The sequence below is a fragment of the Limosilactobacillus panis DSM 6035 genome (genome assembly GCF_001435935.1).
Taxonomy (GTDB): Bacteria; Bacillota; Bacilli; order Lactobacillales; family Lactobacillaceae; genus Limosilactobacillus; species Limosilactobacillus panis.
On the sequence record NZ_AZGM01000046.1, the window covers coordinates 5,954 to 21,989 of the forward strand.

At 52.3% G+C, this 16,036-nt stretch carries 13 protein-coding genes; 1 reads left to right on the plus strand and 12 read right to left on the minus strand.

Annotation, left to right across the window (positions count from 1 at the left end; all coding sequences use genetic code 11):
• Positions 1-88: 88 nt before the first annotated feature.
• Entirely contained in the window at positions 89-1,387 is a 1,299-nt protein-coding gene (locus tag FD32_RS03415) for an adenylosuccinate synthase (protein WP_047769864.1), read from the minus strand.
• 196 nt (positions 1,388-1,583) lie between these two features.
• Here FD32_RS03415 and FD32_RS03420 point away from each other — a divergent pair, with 196 nt between their 5' ends.
• A complete protein-coding gene (locus FD32_RS03420) occupies positions 1,584-2,558 on the plus strand; it encodes a GMP reductase (RefSeq protein ID WP_056962109.1) in 975 nt (324 codons plus the stop codon).
• Positions 2,559-2,618: 60 nt separating this feature from the next.
• Here FD32_RS03420 and FD32_RS03425 read toward each other — a convergent pair whose 3' ends face one another.
• From FD32_RS03425 to FD32_RS03475, 11 genes are all read right to left on the minus strand, one after another.
• The gene (locus tag FD32_RS03425) at positions 2,619-3,881 is read right to left on the minus strand and encodes a sensor histidine kinase (RefSeq protein ID WP_047769861.1); all 1,263 of its coding nucleotides are present in this window, start codon (positions 3,879-3,881) and stop codon (positions 2,619-2,621) included.
• 6 nt (positions 3,882-3,887) lie between these two features.
• Complete coding sequence (locus FD32_RS03430; RefSeq protein ID WP_047769859.1) at positions 3,888-4,547, minus strand: response regulator transcription factor; 660 nt, start codon at positions 4,545-4,547, stop codon at positions 3,888-3,890.
• Between the two features lie 8 nt (positions 4,548-4,555).
• On the minus strand, positions 4,556-5,164 hold the full coding sequence (locus FD32_RS03435) for a GTP pyrophosphokinase (RefSeq protein WP_047769857.1): 609 nt from the start codon (positions 5,162-5,164) through the stop codon (positions 4,556-4,558).
• A gap of 81 nt (positions 5,165-5,245) precedes the next feature.
• On the minus strand, positions 5,246-7,027 hold the full coding sequence (locus FD32_RS03440; RefSeq protein ID WP_047769855.1) for a glycerophosphoryl diester phosphodiesterase membrane domain-containing protein: 1,782 nt from the start codon (positions 7,025-7,027) through the stop codon (positions 5,246-5,248).
• A gap of 9 nt (positions 7,028-7,036) precedes the next feature.
• Positions 7,037-8,233, minus strand: a complete 1,197-nt coding sequence (locus FD32_RS03445) for an MFS transporter (RefSeq protein ID WP_047769853.1) — start codon at positions 8,231-8,233, stop codon at positions 7,037-7,039.
• 261 nt (positions 8,234-8,494) lie between these two features.
• On the minus strand, positions 8,495-8,791 hold the full coding sequence (locus FD32_RS03450; RefSeq protein WP_047769851.1) for a cupin domain-containing protein: 297 nt from the start codon (positions 8,789-8,791) through the stop codon (positions 8,495-8,497).
• 11 nt (positions 8,792-8,802) lie between these two features.
• Complete coding sequence (locus tag FD32_RS03455; protein WP_047769849.1) at positions 8,803-9,669, minus strand: aldo/keto reductase; 867 nt, start codon at positions 9,667-9,669, stop codon at positions 8,803-8,805.
• A gap of 330 nt (positions 9,670-9,999) precedes the next feature.
• The gene (pgmB, locus tag FD32_RS03460; protein WP_047769847.1) at positions 10,000-10,662 is read right to left on the minus strand and encodes a beta-phosphoglucomutase; all 663 of its coding nucleotides are present in this window, start codon (positions 10,660-10,662) and stop codon (positions 10,000-10,002) included.
• A 19-nt stretch (positions 10,663-10,681) separates the two neighbouring features.
• Positions 10,682-12,934 carry a glycoside hydrolase family 65 protein gene (locus tag FD32_RS03465; RefSeq protein WP_047769846.1) on the minus strand — a complete coding sequence of 751 codons (2,253 nt, stop codon included), beginning with the start codon at positions 12,932-12,934 and terminating at the stop codon, positions 10,682-10,684.
• 88 nt (positions 12,935-13,022) lie between these two features.
• Positions 13,023-14,369: an SLC45 family MFS transporter gene (locus tag FD32_RS03470; protein WP_047769844.1), complete on the minus strand. Its 1,347-nt coding sequence runs from the start codon at positions 14,367-14,369 to the stop codon at positions 13,023-13,025.
• A 189-nt stretch (positions 14,370-14,558) separates the two neighbouring features.
• Entirely contained in the window at positions 14,559-15,734 is a 1,176-nt protein-coding gene (locus FD32_RS03475; RefSeq protein WP_047769841.1) for a thiolase family protein, read from the minus strand.
• Positions 15,735-16,036 lie beyond the last annotated feature (302 nt).

Here is a 16,036-nt window from a genome sequence, read left to right on the forward strand (position 1 = left end):
TCGATTACTATGTAATATTCGGAGAACTAAACGAGGCTGGTGAGAAAACAAAGTTTTCTCCCAGCCTCTTACTTATTAAAATCTTTAATTACTTTTCGGCAATGTCCCATGGGTCCTTAACAATAATTGTTTGGATCCGGTCAGCCCCAACCGAAACGGTGGCCACCGGAACATTGGATAATTCACTAACCCGCTTCAAGTAGTTTTGGGCGTTTTCTGGCAGGTCTTCGAACTTCTTAACACCAGTGATGTCTTCGTCCCAACCAGGCAGTTCGTCGTAAACCGGTTCACAGCGTTCCAGCTCCTTCAGGCTAGCTGGGTAGTAGTCGATCTCCTTGCCGTCAAGCTTGTAGGCCTTGCAGATCTTGATGGTCTTCAGGCCGGTCAAGACGTCCAGCAGGTTAAGGCTCAGGCAGGAAAGGCCCGATACCCGCCGTGCGTGGCGCATTGCCACACTGTCGAACCAGCCAACCCGCCGTGGCCGCCCGGTAACGGTCCCGTATTCGTGACCGGTTTCCCGAATTTGGTCACCAACCTCATCAGTCAGTTCAGACGGGAACGGGCCGGCACCGACCCGGGTAGAGTAAGCCTTGCAGATTCCGACAACGGTGTCAATCTTGTTAGGGCCAATCCCAACCCCAGTGCAGACACCACCGGCGATTGGGTTAGAAGCAGTAACGTATGGGTAGGTCCCTTGGTCAACGTCCAGCATTACCCCTTGGGCCCCTTCAAAGAGGACCCGCTTACCGTCGTCAACTGCGTCGTTGACGATCCGGGCAGTGTCGGTGACGTACTTCTTCAGTTCTTGACCGTATTCATAGTAACTTTCAAAAATATCATCAAAGTTGATGGGGTCAACGTGGTAGAGCTTGGTGAACAGTTCGTTCTTTTCTGCCAGGTTCCGTTGTAACTTGATCTTGAAGGTGTCCTTTTCCAGTAAGTCGCACATCCGGATGCCGACCCGGGAAACCTTGTCCATGTAAGTGGGGCCAATCCCGTTCTTGGTCGTCCCAACCTTGTGGTCACCCTTCGCCTTTTCTTGGCACTTATCCAAAAGGATGTGGTACGGGAAGGTAACGTGTGACCGGCTTGAAATCCGGAGACCAGAGGTGTCAATCCCGTTGTCTTGGAGGTAATGCAATTCCTTCAACAAGGCCGGTGGGTTGATAACAACACCGTTACCAATAACCACTAACTTGTCCTTTCCAAAAATACCAGATGGTACTAACCGCAGGGCAAACTTCTTACCATTAAAAGCGATGGTGTGACCCGCATTGTTTCCACCCTGGGAACGAACGACCACGTCCGCGTTTTGACTCAGGTAATCGGTCATCTTACCTTTCCCTTCGTCTCCCCATTGACTACCAACAATAACAACTGATGACATTATTTTCACCTCATCGTTTATTTTCGTAAAAAGACGTTTTTACTTCACTATCCTACCGAAATTGCCGGCGAAGGTCAATGCTTTTTCGAACAATTTTTAAAAATTACTCAAAAAATGTACGCTCTTATTATTGACGGGTCCCCATCTTTAGTGCATAATAGCATACGGTAATTTTTAACAAAAAGGAGTCATTGCCGTGGAAACGTTCGATTATGATGATATCCAATTAATCCCTAACAAGTGCATTATCAAGAGTAGGAAGGATGCCGACACCAGCGTCAAGTTTGGTCCGAAGACCTTTAAAATCCCGGTGGTTCCGGCCAACATGGAAAGTGTGATTGATGAGGGCCTGGCCGTATGGCTCGCCCAAAACGGCTACTACTACGTAATGCACCGGTTCGAACCGGCCGACCGCCTTGGTTTCGTCAAACAGATGCACGAACGGCAGCTCTTTGCTTCCATCTCCGTGGGTATCAAGGATGCGGAGTACGACTTCATTGACCAGTTAAAAGCCGAACATTTACTTCCGGAGTACATTACAATCGATGTTGCCCATGGTCATTCGGATTTTGTCATCAAAATGATTAAGTACATTAAAAAGCAGCTTCCCGGTAGCTTTGTCACGGCCGGGAACGTTGCCACGCCCGAAGCCGTCCGGGACTTGGAAAACGCCGGCGCCGATGCCACCAAGGTCGGTGTAGGGCCCGGCAAGGCCTGCATCACCAAGTTGAAGACCGGCTTCGGGACCGGGGGATGGCAGCTCGCCGCCATCCGCCTCTGCGCCAAGGCGGCCCGGAAGCCAATCATTGCCGACGGGGGGATCCGCCACAACGGCGACATTGCCAAGTCTGTCCGTTTCGGGGCCTCAATGGTCATGATCGGTTCAATGCTGGCCGGTCACCTGGAGTCCCCTGGCCACGTCATCACGATTGATGGCAAGCAGTATAAGCAGTACTGGGGTTCCGCCTCTGAAGTACAGAAGGGCGCCTACCGGAACGTGGAAGGCAAGCAGATGCTGGTTCCGTTCCGGGGCTCCATTAAGGACACCCTGCAGGAAATGCAAGAAGACCTCCAGTCCTCGATTTCCTATGCCGGGGGCCGCGATCTCGAGTCCATCCGCAAAGTTGACTACGTAATCGTCAAGAACTCCATCATGAATGGTGACTATTAGAAGCCGTGTTACTTAAACATCAAAGGTCCTCATACCAATTTCGGTGTGAGGACCTTTTAATTATTTCTTTTTATTATTGACCGCCTTAAACGCCGCCACAAAAGAAATTTTTCCATCAGCGTAGTGGGCGCTAATCTTGCCGCCAAAGTTACGAACGATCATCTGGGCCATCGACAAGCCGATGCCAAAGCCGGCCTTTTTGTTAACTGTCCGGGCCTTGTCTTCCCGGTAGAAACGCTCAAAGAAGCGGTTGAAGTCGACCTGGTCGCCCTTGGCATAGCTGTTGGTCACCGTCAGGATAACCCCCTTCTTCCGCTTGCTTAGCCGGAGGGCGACACTAACTTCGCCATCCGGGTCACAGTACTTGTTGGCGTTATCCAGGAGGATGCTGACCAGTTCATAGAAGTAGTTCTCGTCGGCGTTGATCATCAGCCCTGGGGCCACCTGCTTACTGAAGTGATGGCCATCCCCTTTGGCCACGTTGGCCATTCCATCAGCCACCTTGTTAGTAACCTGGCTGACGTTAACGGGCTCAATGGTAAAAGTTGGCTGCTCCTGCAGGCGGGCCAGGGAAACCAGGTGGTTGATCAACTCGGTCAACCGGCGGACCTGCTGCTTGGTGCTAGTCGTCAGTTCACTCTCCCCGCTGGTCAGCTCCTGCATCTCCGTGTTAGCCTCAATCACCGTCAGCGGGGTCTTCAGTTCGTGCCCGGCGTTGGTGATGAATTCCTTTTGCCGGTGTTCGGCCTCAATGATTGGCCGGATCGCCCGGCGGGAGAAGAGGATCAAGATGGTGGTATAGATAACCAAGCTAATAACACCGAGCAATAGGCCGACATAAATAATTGCCCAGGTCTTGGCCATTAAGAGGCTTTCGTCCAAAAAGACAATCGTGGTCTGGCCCTTGACGTGCTTGCGCTTATAGGCATAGACCGTCTGCCGGTAGAGTACTTGTCCCTGGCCTTTTTGCCGCCCCTGCACCCGCTGGGCCAGGCGCTTAATTTCAGCGGGACTGACCGACAGGATATGCTGGTTATCAATCCTGATCGGTCCCTTGCCATCCGGGATGGTCGCGCTAAAGAAGCGGTACTGGGATAGGCTTTCCCGAGTAAAGTGCGGCTGGGGAATAATCGCCGGCTGGTTCTTCACCTGGCCCCGCGGCATCTGCCCTTCGTTATTGACCAGGATGGTCAGGACAGAATTAACTTCCCGCCGGGACTGAAAGTAAGTGATGGCACTCAGGCCACCGATGATGGGGATAATCACCAGGATTAGCGCACAGGTGGAAAAAACGATGAACCGGTTACGAAAGTGCTGAATCATTTAGCATCACTCCTTCAGCATGTAAGGGCCGCCCTTTTCACCCGCAATCTGGGCGTGCGACTGAATCGAGGATAGCTTCTGACGAAGGTAGGAAATGTTAATCCAGACGTCCTCTTCGTCCGCTTTCTCGTTTCCCCACACGTTATCAAGAATAGCGACTGGGGACAGGGGCTTACCAGCATTACGGATCAAGTACGCCAGCATCTGCGTCTCCTCCCGGGTCAGACTGATGGAATTGCTGCTTTCCATCACCTGCTCCTCGCTATCCAGGGTGAGGTCGTCAAAGTGGAGGGCCTGTTTGCTCGTAGTCGTCCGCCGCTCCAGTGACCGCAAGCGCGCCAGGAGTTCCTTGAGCGAGAAGGGCTTGGTAATATAGTCATCCGCCCCGGAATCAAGGCCGTTGACCCGGTCATCGACTTCGGCCATCGCCGTCAGCATGATCACGTAGGTCTGGTTACCACTTTCCCGGATTTCCTTGAGGGCCGTGATTCCATCCTTAACAGGCATCATGATGTCTAAGATAATCACGTCATAGGCGTTCTCCTTTGCCAGGTCAACCGCCTTTTGCCCGTTATCAACGGCGTCCACTGTATAGTCGCTGCTGGTCATAGCCATCTTTAATACCCGGGCCAGCTGTTCTTCATCTTCTGCTAGCAGAATTCGCATGTCCTCACCTATCCTTCTTGAATTAGCTGTCGAATCGTCTGCATCTGGACATCGCAGGAGGCGAGCTGGTCGGCGCACCGCTTCAGCTCCTTGCCGATTCGTTCAGGATTCTTGATGTTGTGCTTGTACTTCAATTCGTGTTCCAGACTGGCCCACGAGTCCATCGCAATCGTCCGCAGCTGGATTTCCACATAGAAGTGCCCTGGTTGGTGGCCATCCACGTCTTCAAACTGGGCCACCACGTCCAAAATCAGGTGATAGCTCCGGTAACCGTTGGGCTTAGCGTTAGTAATGTAGTCCTTTTCCTTGACGACCGTGCACCAGTCCGCCTGCCGAATCTGTTTCAGGCAGCGGGTGATGTCACTGATAAAGTTACAGACCAGCCGGACCCCAACGGCATCATGGCACTGGCGAAGGGCCGCGTAGGTGGTCACCGGATAATCCTTCCGGTGGCACTTTTCCACCATGCTATCCGGGTCCTTCACCCGCCCAATCAGGTGCTCGTATAGTTTGGGCTGGTGGTCATCCAGGGTCTGCTGGTTCAGTTGTTGGATTTCCTGTTCGACCCGCGTCAAGACCGCGGACAGACTTTGTTCGTATGGTCCATAGATTGACACTGTAATCACCATTCCTTTTATTAACTACTAAATTATACCAGTGCTTTATTACAATCTGACGGTCCTTTTCTTAAGATTCCCTTACGGCGCGAATTCCGTGCTCGTCGGCACGACCATAATGTAGTTCAAAATCCGCTGAGCATAGCTTTGGTGTCCCTCGTAGCTGGCGATGGCCTGGTTGAGTTCCACCAGGTTGTCGGTAATGATGCCGTCGACGTTCTTGTACATCATCTGATTCATCACCTGATCATCGTTGACCGTCCAGGCGTAGACGCACTTGTGCTGAAGGTGGGCCAGGGTGATGAAGTCGTAAGTCAAGGTCGAATACTCCATTGAGTAGCCGTTGGCAACCGTGTTCGGGTAGGTGAAATTATAGGGCTGAACGTAGAGGACGTCCAAGTGGGGGTCGTACTTCTTCAGGCCCGTAACCACGCTGTAGTCCAGGGAATGGAGCTGGTCGTGGTGGGCAACCAAAGTGGGCCCGTACTGCCGGACGAAACGCCGCAGCATCCCCGCCGAATCCTGCGGGGTCGTCTTAACTTCGACCAGTAGCTTCTGGTGGAGGCGGTCAGCTGTTTTCAGGTAGTCATCGAAGCTGGCAATCTTGGCCTGGTGACCGTTTTCCCGGGCAGTCAGCCGGGTCAGCTGGCGGAGGGTCAGCTGGTGGGGCGTCTTGTTGACCCCGGTCAGTTCCTTCAGATTTTCGTCGTGGAGGACGACAAACTGGTGGTCCTTAGTCTCGTGAACGTCCATTTCAATGTAATCCGGATGGAGGCGGTGGGTCTTTTCCATCGCCGGAATGGTGTTTTGGACCCCGTTTTCGTCCGCCACGCCCCGGTGGGAGACGGTCACTGGCCGCTGGTCCTCGCTACCGCTGAGGTAGAGGGCGTTACCAACAACGGTGATAAACGTAAGCAGGCCGACCGCAACAACGGTGACCGCCTTCAATCCCCGTGAGGTTGCAAAGTGGTCCCCACTGGCCGGGCCGACAAATTGCTTGAAGACAACGTTGATCGTGACGGTCCCGACCCAGGCCGCAAAGAGCTCACTGCCAAGTTGGACCACCAGCATGTCGAAGATTCCAAAGTAATACGCGCCCTTACCAAGGAAGTGGTCCGCGGCAAACTGAGCGCCCACCGTCGCGGCATACAGGATAGCAGCGATGATTGCTCCTGCCAGGCTCACCACGATGAGGCGGGCAATTGCCGGCCACCATTTACCGCGCCGGGTCTGTCGCCAGCTTGCCCTGAGGGCCGCTTTGGGCCGCTGGCCCCGGTAAACCATCAGGGGCAAGGCATAGAGAAAACGGACGCCCAGGATGATCATCACCGCGTAAAAGGCCAGGAGGACAGTGAGCAGCAGGGCACTTCGCGTCAGGTAGTCCAGGATAAACTGGGGGATTTGCACCTTCGCAAGCAGCGGGGTCCGAAAGACCAGGTCAGCGAAGGGAACCACCAAGACAAAATAACCCAGTAAGACCAGGAGGGAGCTCATGCACAAGTCCTTCAGCCGGGCCAAGGTGGCCTTGATCAACCGGCGGGCCCCCAGCTGCTCCGTCCTAATCTCCTTGACTCCTAACAGAATCATGGCAAACTGGCCGTAAACTACCAGGAGGATAGCAACCAGCTCTGCCAAAAGGACCAGGACAACAATGGGGTGGTGGGTCACAATCGTCACCACATTTTGGTAGGAGACAAAGGGGATCTCCCCCGCCTGGAGGGCAAAGGTCGTAATCAGGCGAAAGATGGGAATCCAAATTAACTGGATGATTAGGTCCACGCTAATGAAGAGGGTCAGGTATGAAAACCAGTGGCGGTAAAACTGCCGGTTTGCGTGTTGAAGTTCTTGCCAAATCTTTTTCATCGTCGACCCCTACTCTATGTCCTGGTGCTTAACAACCGCCCCATTAAGCTTCTTGCGGTTGCCGAGGTAAATCAACAGGATCAGCGGAACAATGATTAGCATTACCGGATAGAAGAAGGCAACCGGTAGGAAGTCGTCGATTAACCCCCCGAGGATTGGGCCTAGTGACATCCCGATGTCCAGGCCCAAGAAGAAGGTCGCACTGGCCAGCCCCCGTTCGCTTTGGGGCGCGAGCATCATCGCCGTTGACTGGCAGACCGAATAAATGGTCCCGTAACCAAAGGCCATCCCCGCAGCGGCCAGGGCCATTTCCCAGTTCGTGTGCATTACTGCCAGCATTACCAGGTAAAAGGCGGTGGCCACTAAACTGGCAACCAGCCAGATCCCAAAGCGGACCGTGTCGAACTGGTTCCGCAAGAAGAGCCGGATGGCCAGAAGGACGATCGCGTAGATCAAGAAGTAGGCCCCGACAGCAATCGGCAGGTGGCGCTGTTCGGTGTAGCTGACGATATCCGCCTGGGTGGCGAAGTACGGGATGGCAAACAGGGCAATCATCGCCGCAATGGGGATAGAATCGTGTTGAATGATCTTCAGGTGGAAGTGCCCCTTATCGATTGGTCCCTTGGCGGTTGGCAGCGCCCGGTTGTGGACGAATTGGATGGTGACGACCACCATCAGGGCGGCCAAGGCGGAGATAATGATTGCGAGCCGGTAGCCAATGACCGGGTAGATATCAATTGAGATTGCCGGGGCCAGCGACATTGCCAGGGCGTTCATCAAGCCGTAGAAGCTCATTGCCTCCCCCACATGGGAGAAGGGTACCAAGTAGGAAAGCCAGGTCGTCATGCAGACTGTGCACAAGACGTAGCCCAGCCCGTTGACCAACCGACAAAGCAAAAGAACCACGCTATTTGGCGTAAAAACGTAGCCCAAGACCCCAATGAAACTCAGGGCCCCACCAACAAACGACAGTTGGTACTTGGAAAAATGGTCGGTCAGGTTCCCGGCAATTGGCCGCAGGAACATGGCAACGATACTCATCATCCCCACAATTACCCCCGCAAAGGCCCCACTGGCGCCAAGACTCTTCGCGTAGCCGTTGATCAGGGGGTTGCAATACATGTTACTAAACATAAAGAAAAACGATGCGGCCATGACCAGCACAACGTCCTTCGTAAAAATGTGCTCTTTCTTCTGCTTTGCCATTTAATAGCCTTCCTTACTCTGAAAATACTATTTCTACCATAGCACAGAAAAGAAGCTGGGAGAAAACTTTGTTATCTCACCAGCCTCTTTCATTTTTCCGAATATTATGCAGTAATCGCGGAAAAAAAGCGTGCTCCTAGTGGCTAGCGCCGCGAAGCAAGTCCATTGATTACGGACAATTGCCGGCCCGTACCGTGCCAACAATCGTCCTATACTAGCCATACGGAGCACTCTACTGTTTTTTTCCCAGCTTGTTTTTAACTATTGCAACTTCGACTTAATTACCATTACTTCGGTATCGTCGACTGCCTTAAGGTCGTGCCATTCACCGGGAGCCATCTTCACGATATCCCCGGGTACCAAGGTCTCATGGTGGTCGTGGTCAACGTCGCCAAAGATAACCTTCCCCTTGATGGGTACCACAATAACGTCGTACGGAACGTGGTGCTTAGGGACAGCCTTGCCCGCCGGAATCACCAGGTGGGTAACGGTTTGACTGGCTGTCTCGACGATGTTTTCCGCCAGGTCAACGTTGGCGTCGGTTTTAATAAACTGCATCGCGATTCCTCCTAGAAGTCCACGTCGTCAGGGTCAGCACACTGGCCGCCAAGGCTTGGCAGGGCCTCAATCTTCTTCATATCCTCATCGCTGAGTTCAAAGTCAAAGAGCTGGGTGTTTTGGACCATCCGTTCCCTGTGGGTGGACTTTGGCAGTGGGAGGACGCCCCGCTGAATCAACCAACGCAGGGAGATTTGGGCCGCCGTCTTACCGTACTTGTCGGCCAATTGGAGCATCGTCTTATTGGTCATGACCTTGGCGCCCTGACCACCCAGCGGTGCCCACCCTTCGACCAGGATGTTATGAGCTTGCAGGTACTTGACTTCCTCAACGTGTGGCCAGCCGGGGTGGACCTCAATCTGGTCAACCGCTGGGGCCACTTCTGCGGTCCGCATCAGGTCCACAATGTGGTGGGGCATGAAGTTACTGAGACCGAGGGCCCGAATCTTTCCTTCATGGTAAGCCTCTTCCATTGCCCGCCAGGTTTCGGCGTTAATTTCGGCCGCCCTGGTTCCAAATTGCTTCTGGTTAGCTGGCCAGTGGATCAGGTAGAGGTCCAGGTAGTCGAGCTGCATCCGCTGCAGTGTTTCGTCAATGGCCTGCTTAGCCTTCTCGTAGCCGCGGTGGTCGTTCCAGAGCTTGCTGGTGATGAAGAGGCGGTGCCGGTCAATACCGGAGTCCTTGATTCCCTTGCCGACCGCTTCTTCATTGCCGTAGACGGCCGCTGTGTCGATCAGCCGGTAGCCAACGTCAATCGCATCGGCAACTGCCTTTTCTGCAACGTCAGCGGGAGTTCTGAACGTCCCGTAACCAACGCAAGGAATCTTCACCCCATTGTTCAAGTGGTAAATAGAGTTAATATTCTTTAATTCGACCATAAGTACCATCCTTTCTCGTTTACTTGTATTATATAACTTTTAGTTAGTAGCTTGGGTTATTTCTCGAATGTTACATAATAATCGCGGAAAAACCAAATAGGCTTGCTTCGCATCGAAGCGTACTCCTAGTGGCTAGCGCCGCGAAGCAAGTCTATTTGATTACGGACAATCGCCAGCCCGTACCGTGCTAACGATCGTCCTATACTAGCCATACGGAGCACTCTGATGCTTTTTTCCAGCTTCATCAAAAAAGCCGACCAGGCAATGCTGGTCGACTTTTAGTTAAGAGGCAAACGGTAATAGTTAGATTGATAGGTTGATAGAGAGTTGTTATCCCATTTGCTTCTTGATAGCAGCCAGTGAAACTTCACTGGTCTGGTCAAACTTAACGTCGGCGTCCTTTAGAGAAGCACCGAAACCAATTGAAGTTTCACTCGCCCGGTTAATGGATTCAATCCCGGCTTGGGCGTCCTCCAAACCAGCAACCTGGTTAGCCGGCAGGTTCATCAATTTAGCAGCTTCACTGTAAATTTCCGGATCTGGCTTCCCATGGGTCAGCTTGGCAGGGTCAACAATCCCTTCAAAATAATCCGTAATCTGTAAGTACTTTAATACCTTAGGAGCGTTCTTGGATGCGGAAGCTAGCACGATGTGGTAACCGTTAGCCTTCAATTCATCTAGGAAGTCCTTCATCCCCGGCAAAATATCCGCTGGTGTCAGGGTTTCAACTAACTTGATGTAGTTATCGTTCTTTTCCGTTGCCAGGGCAACCTTTTCGTCTTGGCTGTAGTCATTTTCGTGACCACCGGCCTTCAAGATTAATTCCAAGGAGTCCATCCGGCTAACACCCTTCAAACTGTCCGCCAGTTCAGGAGTCCATTCGGTACCAACTTTATCTGCTAGTTGGTGCCATGCCTGGCCGTGGAAACGGGCCGTGTCGGCAATCACACCGTCAAGGTCAAAGGCAAATCCCTTTAAATCTTCAAAACTCATTCTTAATTGCCTCCCAGAATTACTTTAATTCCAGCTTCTTGCCGTCAAGGTCGATCGTGATTGGGTCGCCTGATACCAAGTCAATCTTGGTACCGTTCTTGTCAACCTTAACCTTCAGGATCCGGCCACGGAACATCTGACGGAATTGATAAGAGTTCCACTTCTTTGGCAGGAATGGTGCGTAGTGGAGTTGGCCATCACGAACCCGCATGCCAGCGAACCCTTGCACGATGTCCAGCCATGAACCGGTCATGGAAGTGATGTGCAGACCATCGGCAGTATCGTTGTTGTAGTTATCCAGGTCGAGCCGTGCGGAACGTTCGTACAGTTCAACGGCCTTGTCTTCATAACCAATGTCAGAAGCGATGATGGAGTAAACCGAAGCGGACAGGCTTGATTCGTGAACGGTGTATTGTTCGTAGAAGTCAAAGTTGTGCTTCTTCTGTTCCTTCGTAAAGTCATCGATGAAGTCCCAGAGGCCTTGGATGACGTCACCCTGCTTGACGTATGGTGAACGCAGGATCCGGTCCCATGACCAGTGTTGGTTCAGTGGCAGTTGGTCACTAGGGATTTCAGAAACGGGGGTCAGGTCCTTGTCCATGTAGCCATCGTTTTCTGGGAAGATGTCTCTTTGCTTATCATATGGCAGGTACATGTTGTCAGCAATACCCTTCCAACGCCGCTTCTCGTCTTCGGAAACGTTCAGCTTCTTAGCCACGTCGGCGTCAACTTCATCCAAAATTTCCAGGGTGTACTTCAGCGTCCACCGGCAAAGCAGATTAGTGTACCAGTCGTTGTTAACGTTGTTGTCGTATTCATCCGGACCAGTTACGGCGTGGAGCATGTACTTGTTCTTGTTTTGTGAGTAGTGAACCCGGTCAGCCCAGAACCGTGAAATTTCGGTCAGGACCTTAGCACCTTCGTGGAGAACGTAAGACTTGTCGCCGGTGTACTTCGTGTACAGGTAGATTGCGTAGGCGATGTCACCGTTCCGGTGAATTTCTTCGAAGGTGATTTCCCATTCGTTGTGGCATTCAATCCCGTTGAAGGTTACCATCGGGAAGAGGGCCCCCTTCAGACCTTGTTGTTGGGCGTTGACGTAGGCACCATCGAGTTGCTTGTAACGGTACATCAGCAGGTTACGAGCAATCTCTGGGTTAGCAACCCCCAGGTAAACCGGGATACAGTAAGCTTCAGTGTCCCAGTAAGTGGCACCACCGTACTTTTCACCAGTGAAGCCCTTTGGTGAAATGTTGAGGCGGTAGTCTTCACCGTAGTAAGTGGAGAAGAGTTGGAAGAGGTTGAAACGAATCCCTTGTTGGGCCCCTTCGTCACCATCAATTTCAACATCAGACTTGGTCCACCGGTCAGCCCATTCCTTCACGTGAGGGTCCAGCAGGTCGTCGTAGCTTTGGCCGTCGAACTGGTTGCTTAATTCGTCCAGGTACTTTTCAATCTTTTCTTCGGTATCGAAGTCCCGTGAAGTAACAACCACGGTCCGCTTTTCGAAGTTAATTTCCTTACCAGCAGCCACCGTTCCGGCAAAGGTGTTGTAGGCGTCCTTTTCGTCCGTCCCGTCGCCTTCGTGGTCCAGGTCGGTCTTGGTCGTGCTTTGCATGCCGACGATGAACTGTGGCGTGCCGAAGTCGTTCTTCTTAGTCATGGAAGTTAATTCAGCACGTTCGCCCTTCGCTTTCTTGTTGAGGACGTTCCAGAATTGTTCGTCGTAGTTGGCGTCTTCGTTGTAGACGTCCGCATCAATCATGCTGGTAATTTCAACCTTCGCGTCACCGTTACCACGGTTCTTGATGTGGAGGCGTTGACCAACTAATTCCTTTTGAACGGCGGAAACAAAACGTTCAAAGTGGAAGTACATTTCCGTGCCACCAATTTCAACCGTGAATTCACGGGTCAGAACACCGCGCTTCATGTCAAGGTCCAGCTTGAAGTCCTTTGGCGTCTGCTTAGCCAGGTCCAGTTGTTCGCCGTTGACCTTGATGATCAGCTTCATGAAGTTAACCGCGTTGATCATCTTACCGAAGTACTTTGGATAACCGTTCTTCCACCAACCAACACGGGTCTTGTCAGGGAACCAAACTCCGCCAAGGTAAACCCCTTGCATGTGGTCTGCAGAGTACCCTTCTTCAAAGAAGCCCCGCATTCCGAGATTTTCGTTTGCCAAACTCGTCATGGATTCTTGGAGACGTTTGTCTTCTGGGTCCCACTTCTTCGTTGCAACGTGCCACGGAGCAATTTCGAATGTTTGTTTCATTGAATTCAAGTCCTTTCTCTATCAAAAAGGGGTGTATCATCTACGTCCCTATTATAATTTTTTGTTAATAAATTTACATTAATCAGGCTTATTCAGCGTAAGTTTCCTTGATTGCGCCAACAGCAAGGGCACCACAAGCCATCACAATCCCGGCAAGGATGAACATGTTAACTTGGGAACCACCCAGCAGTGGGAACAATGCGAAGCTCAGCAGGGAAGCAACGATTTGTGGGAAACAAATGGAACCGTTGAAGAGTCCCAGGTAAGTCCCCATGTGCTTACCAGACAATGCGTTCGTAACGATGGTCAGTGGGTAAGTGTTCATTCCGGCCCATGCAATCCCAATCAAGATGTATGAAACAATCAGCGCACCTTGGGAGTGAATGAAGAAGACGGAGATGAAACCAAGAGCACCGAGCAACAGGCTACCAGCGTAACCAGCCTTGTGGTACTTGTTAGGAACCTTGGCCAAAACATATGACCATACAACGGCCACGATTGATTGAACGGCGGCTAAAACACCGTACCAGTTACCGGCAGCTTGGTAGCCGGCGGAAGTAGCGTTGGTCGTGTTCCAAACGTTCTTGGCAATTGCCCCGGCGGAGTAAGTCCAGAGGTATTGGAATGCAAACCAGCAGAAGAACTGAACCAGGGTCACGGTCCAGAAGGCCTTTGGTGCATGCTTCAGCAGCATGAACCAGTTACCACCCTTGGCGTTATCTTCTTCAGAAATACCGTGGTACATAGCATAAGTAGCAGGGTCATATTCGTGAACCCGGAAAACAGTGAATAAACTAGTGATAACTAACAGCGCGGCACCAACGTAGAAGGAAATAATAACGGAATCCGGAACAACACCCTTCTTAGCAGTGTTGGCAACCCCTAACCAGGTCAACAGGAACGGGAAGATGGCGGCCAGAACGGCACCAGTATTTGATAAGAAACTTTGAATCCCGTAAGCGTAACTCTTTTGGTCATCGTTAACCATATCCCCAACCATCATCTTGAATGGCTGCATGGCAACGTTAGAGGACAGGTCCAAGAAGGCCACCGTAATGGCACCGAACCAGAGGGCCGCGAGCGATCCATAACCGAAGCCGAAACTACCAGAGTTTGGTAGCAGCAGCATAACGATCACCGCTACGATCATCCCTAACAACAGGTAAGGAAGACGACGACCACCAAGCTTTGGCGCCCAGGTACGGTCAGAGTAGTAACCAATGATTGGTTGAACAATGATCCCGGCCAGTGGTGGCAGGATGAAGAACCACCCTAAATTGTTCGGATTGGCCCCAATGGTTTGGAAGATCCGGCTCATTTGTGAACTTTGTAAAGTGAACGCGGTCTGAACACCTAAGAAACCAAAGTTAATCATCCAAATGGTTGACTTTGATAGTGTAGGTAATCCAGCCGTAGCAGGCTTTTCTTGACTCATTACTAACAACTCCTTTAACTACACAACAATCTATCAACGCGTTTTGAAAACGCTTTACATTTAATTACAATGTTAAATATACCAGATGAATTAAATTTGTGCAACCGTTTGCGCAGATTTATTTAACCGTTTTCACTATGAAAGCGAAGAAAAAGCCGTGGCCAAAGGATTTTGACTACGGCAAATTTTTTAAGCTTTTATTAATGTTGCGGCGCCCATGCCCCCACCAACGCAGAGGCTGGCGATTCCAGTATGCTTATGAAGGGCCCGCAGTTGGTGGACCAGGGTCACCAGAATTCGGGCCCCGGAGCAGCCGAGCGGGTGGCCGAGGGCAATTGCCCCACCATAAGGATTAAGCTGGACATCGGTCAGTCCCAAGAGGCGCTGGCACACGATCGCCTGACTGGCGAAGGCCTCGTTTAACTCAAAGACGTCGACCGCGTCCTTGGTTAAGCCGGTCTGCTTCAGAAGGCGACTGATTGCGTAGTAAGGGCCGAGGCCCATGACGTGGGGGTCAAGGCCAACCAAGGCGGAGGCTGCCCAGCGGGCTAGGGGCTGGAGGCCAAGTTCCTTGACTGCGGTCTTGGAAGCCAGCACAACTGCCGCCCCACCGTCGTTGAGACCAGAGGAGTTCCCCGCCGTTACCGTCCCGCCGGTCTTAAAGACGGGCTTAAGCTTGCTCAAAGCTGCCATGGAGGTGTCCGGCCGGGGTGCTTCGTCCTGGCGAACAACCGTGGCCCCCTTCTTGGTCTTCACCGTGACGGGGACAATCTCCTTATCAAAGGAATGGTTCTGCTGGGCGGCCACCGCCAACTGGTGACTACGCAGGGCGAAACGGTCCTGCTCCTCCCGGCTGACCTGGTAACGGTCGTTCACGTTTTCGGCGGTCATCCCCATTGGGTAGCCGCCCCAGGCGTCATTTAAACCGTCTCTTTGCATGGCGTCGACTAAGCGGCCGTCGCCAAAGCGGTAGCCCTGGCGTGCCCGTTCCAGGAGGTAAGGCGCCCGGGACATGCTTTCCATCCCACCGGCAACGATGACCTGAGCCTGACCGGACTGGATTAAGCTCGCTCCGAGGTTAATACTTGACAGGCCAGAAGCGCACACATCATTCACAGTAATTGCCGGTATGGACTGGTCCAGGCCCGCTGCAATGGCTGCCTGGCGCGCCGGATTCTGTCCATTCCCCGCCTGGATAACATTGCCCATCAGGACCTGGTCAACAGAGGCCGGGTCGATGGTGGCGGCTTTGACTGCCGCACGGATGGCCGCTGCCCCGAGTTGAACAGCGGGCACCGCTGCTAAGGCCCCACCGAACTTACCAATTGGGGTTCGCTGGGCCGCAACAATGTAGACTTCTTCCATTTTTCATTTCCCTCCTGCTAAATATCTGCCTATTAAGTCTAACGATTTAGCTAGGGGACTGCAAATGATTGCAATTAAAAATAAGCTGAGGCAGGGAAACGACTAAGCTTCTCAGCGTCCTGTCCGGCTAGCATAGAACGGGGGCGCTGAAAGCGTCAGCCTTCGTTCACCAAGTAGACTTGCTGCGCTGCGTTAGACGTTAAGGACGTGCTTACGACGCGAAGCTCCCCGGAACTATTGTTATAGCAAAAGAAGCTGGGGAAAGTATCAGTACGCTCTGGTGCTTTTTCCCCAGCTTCTCT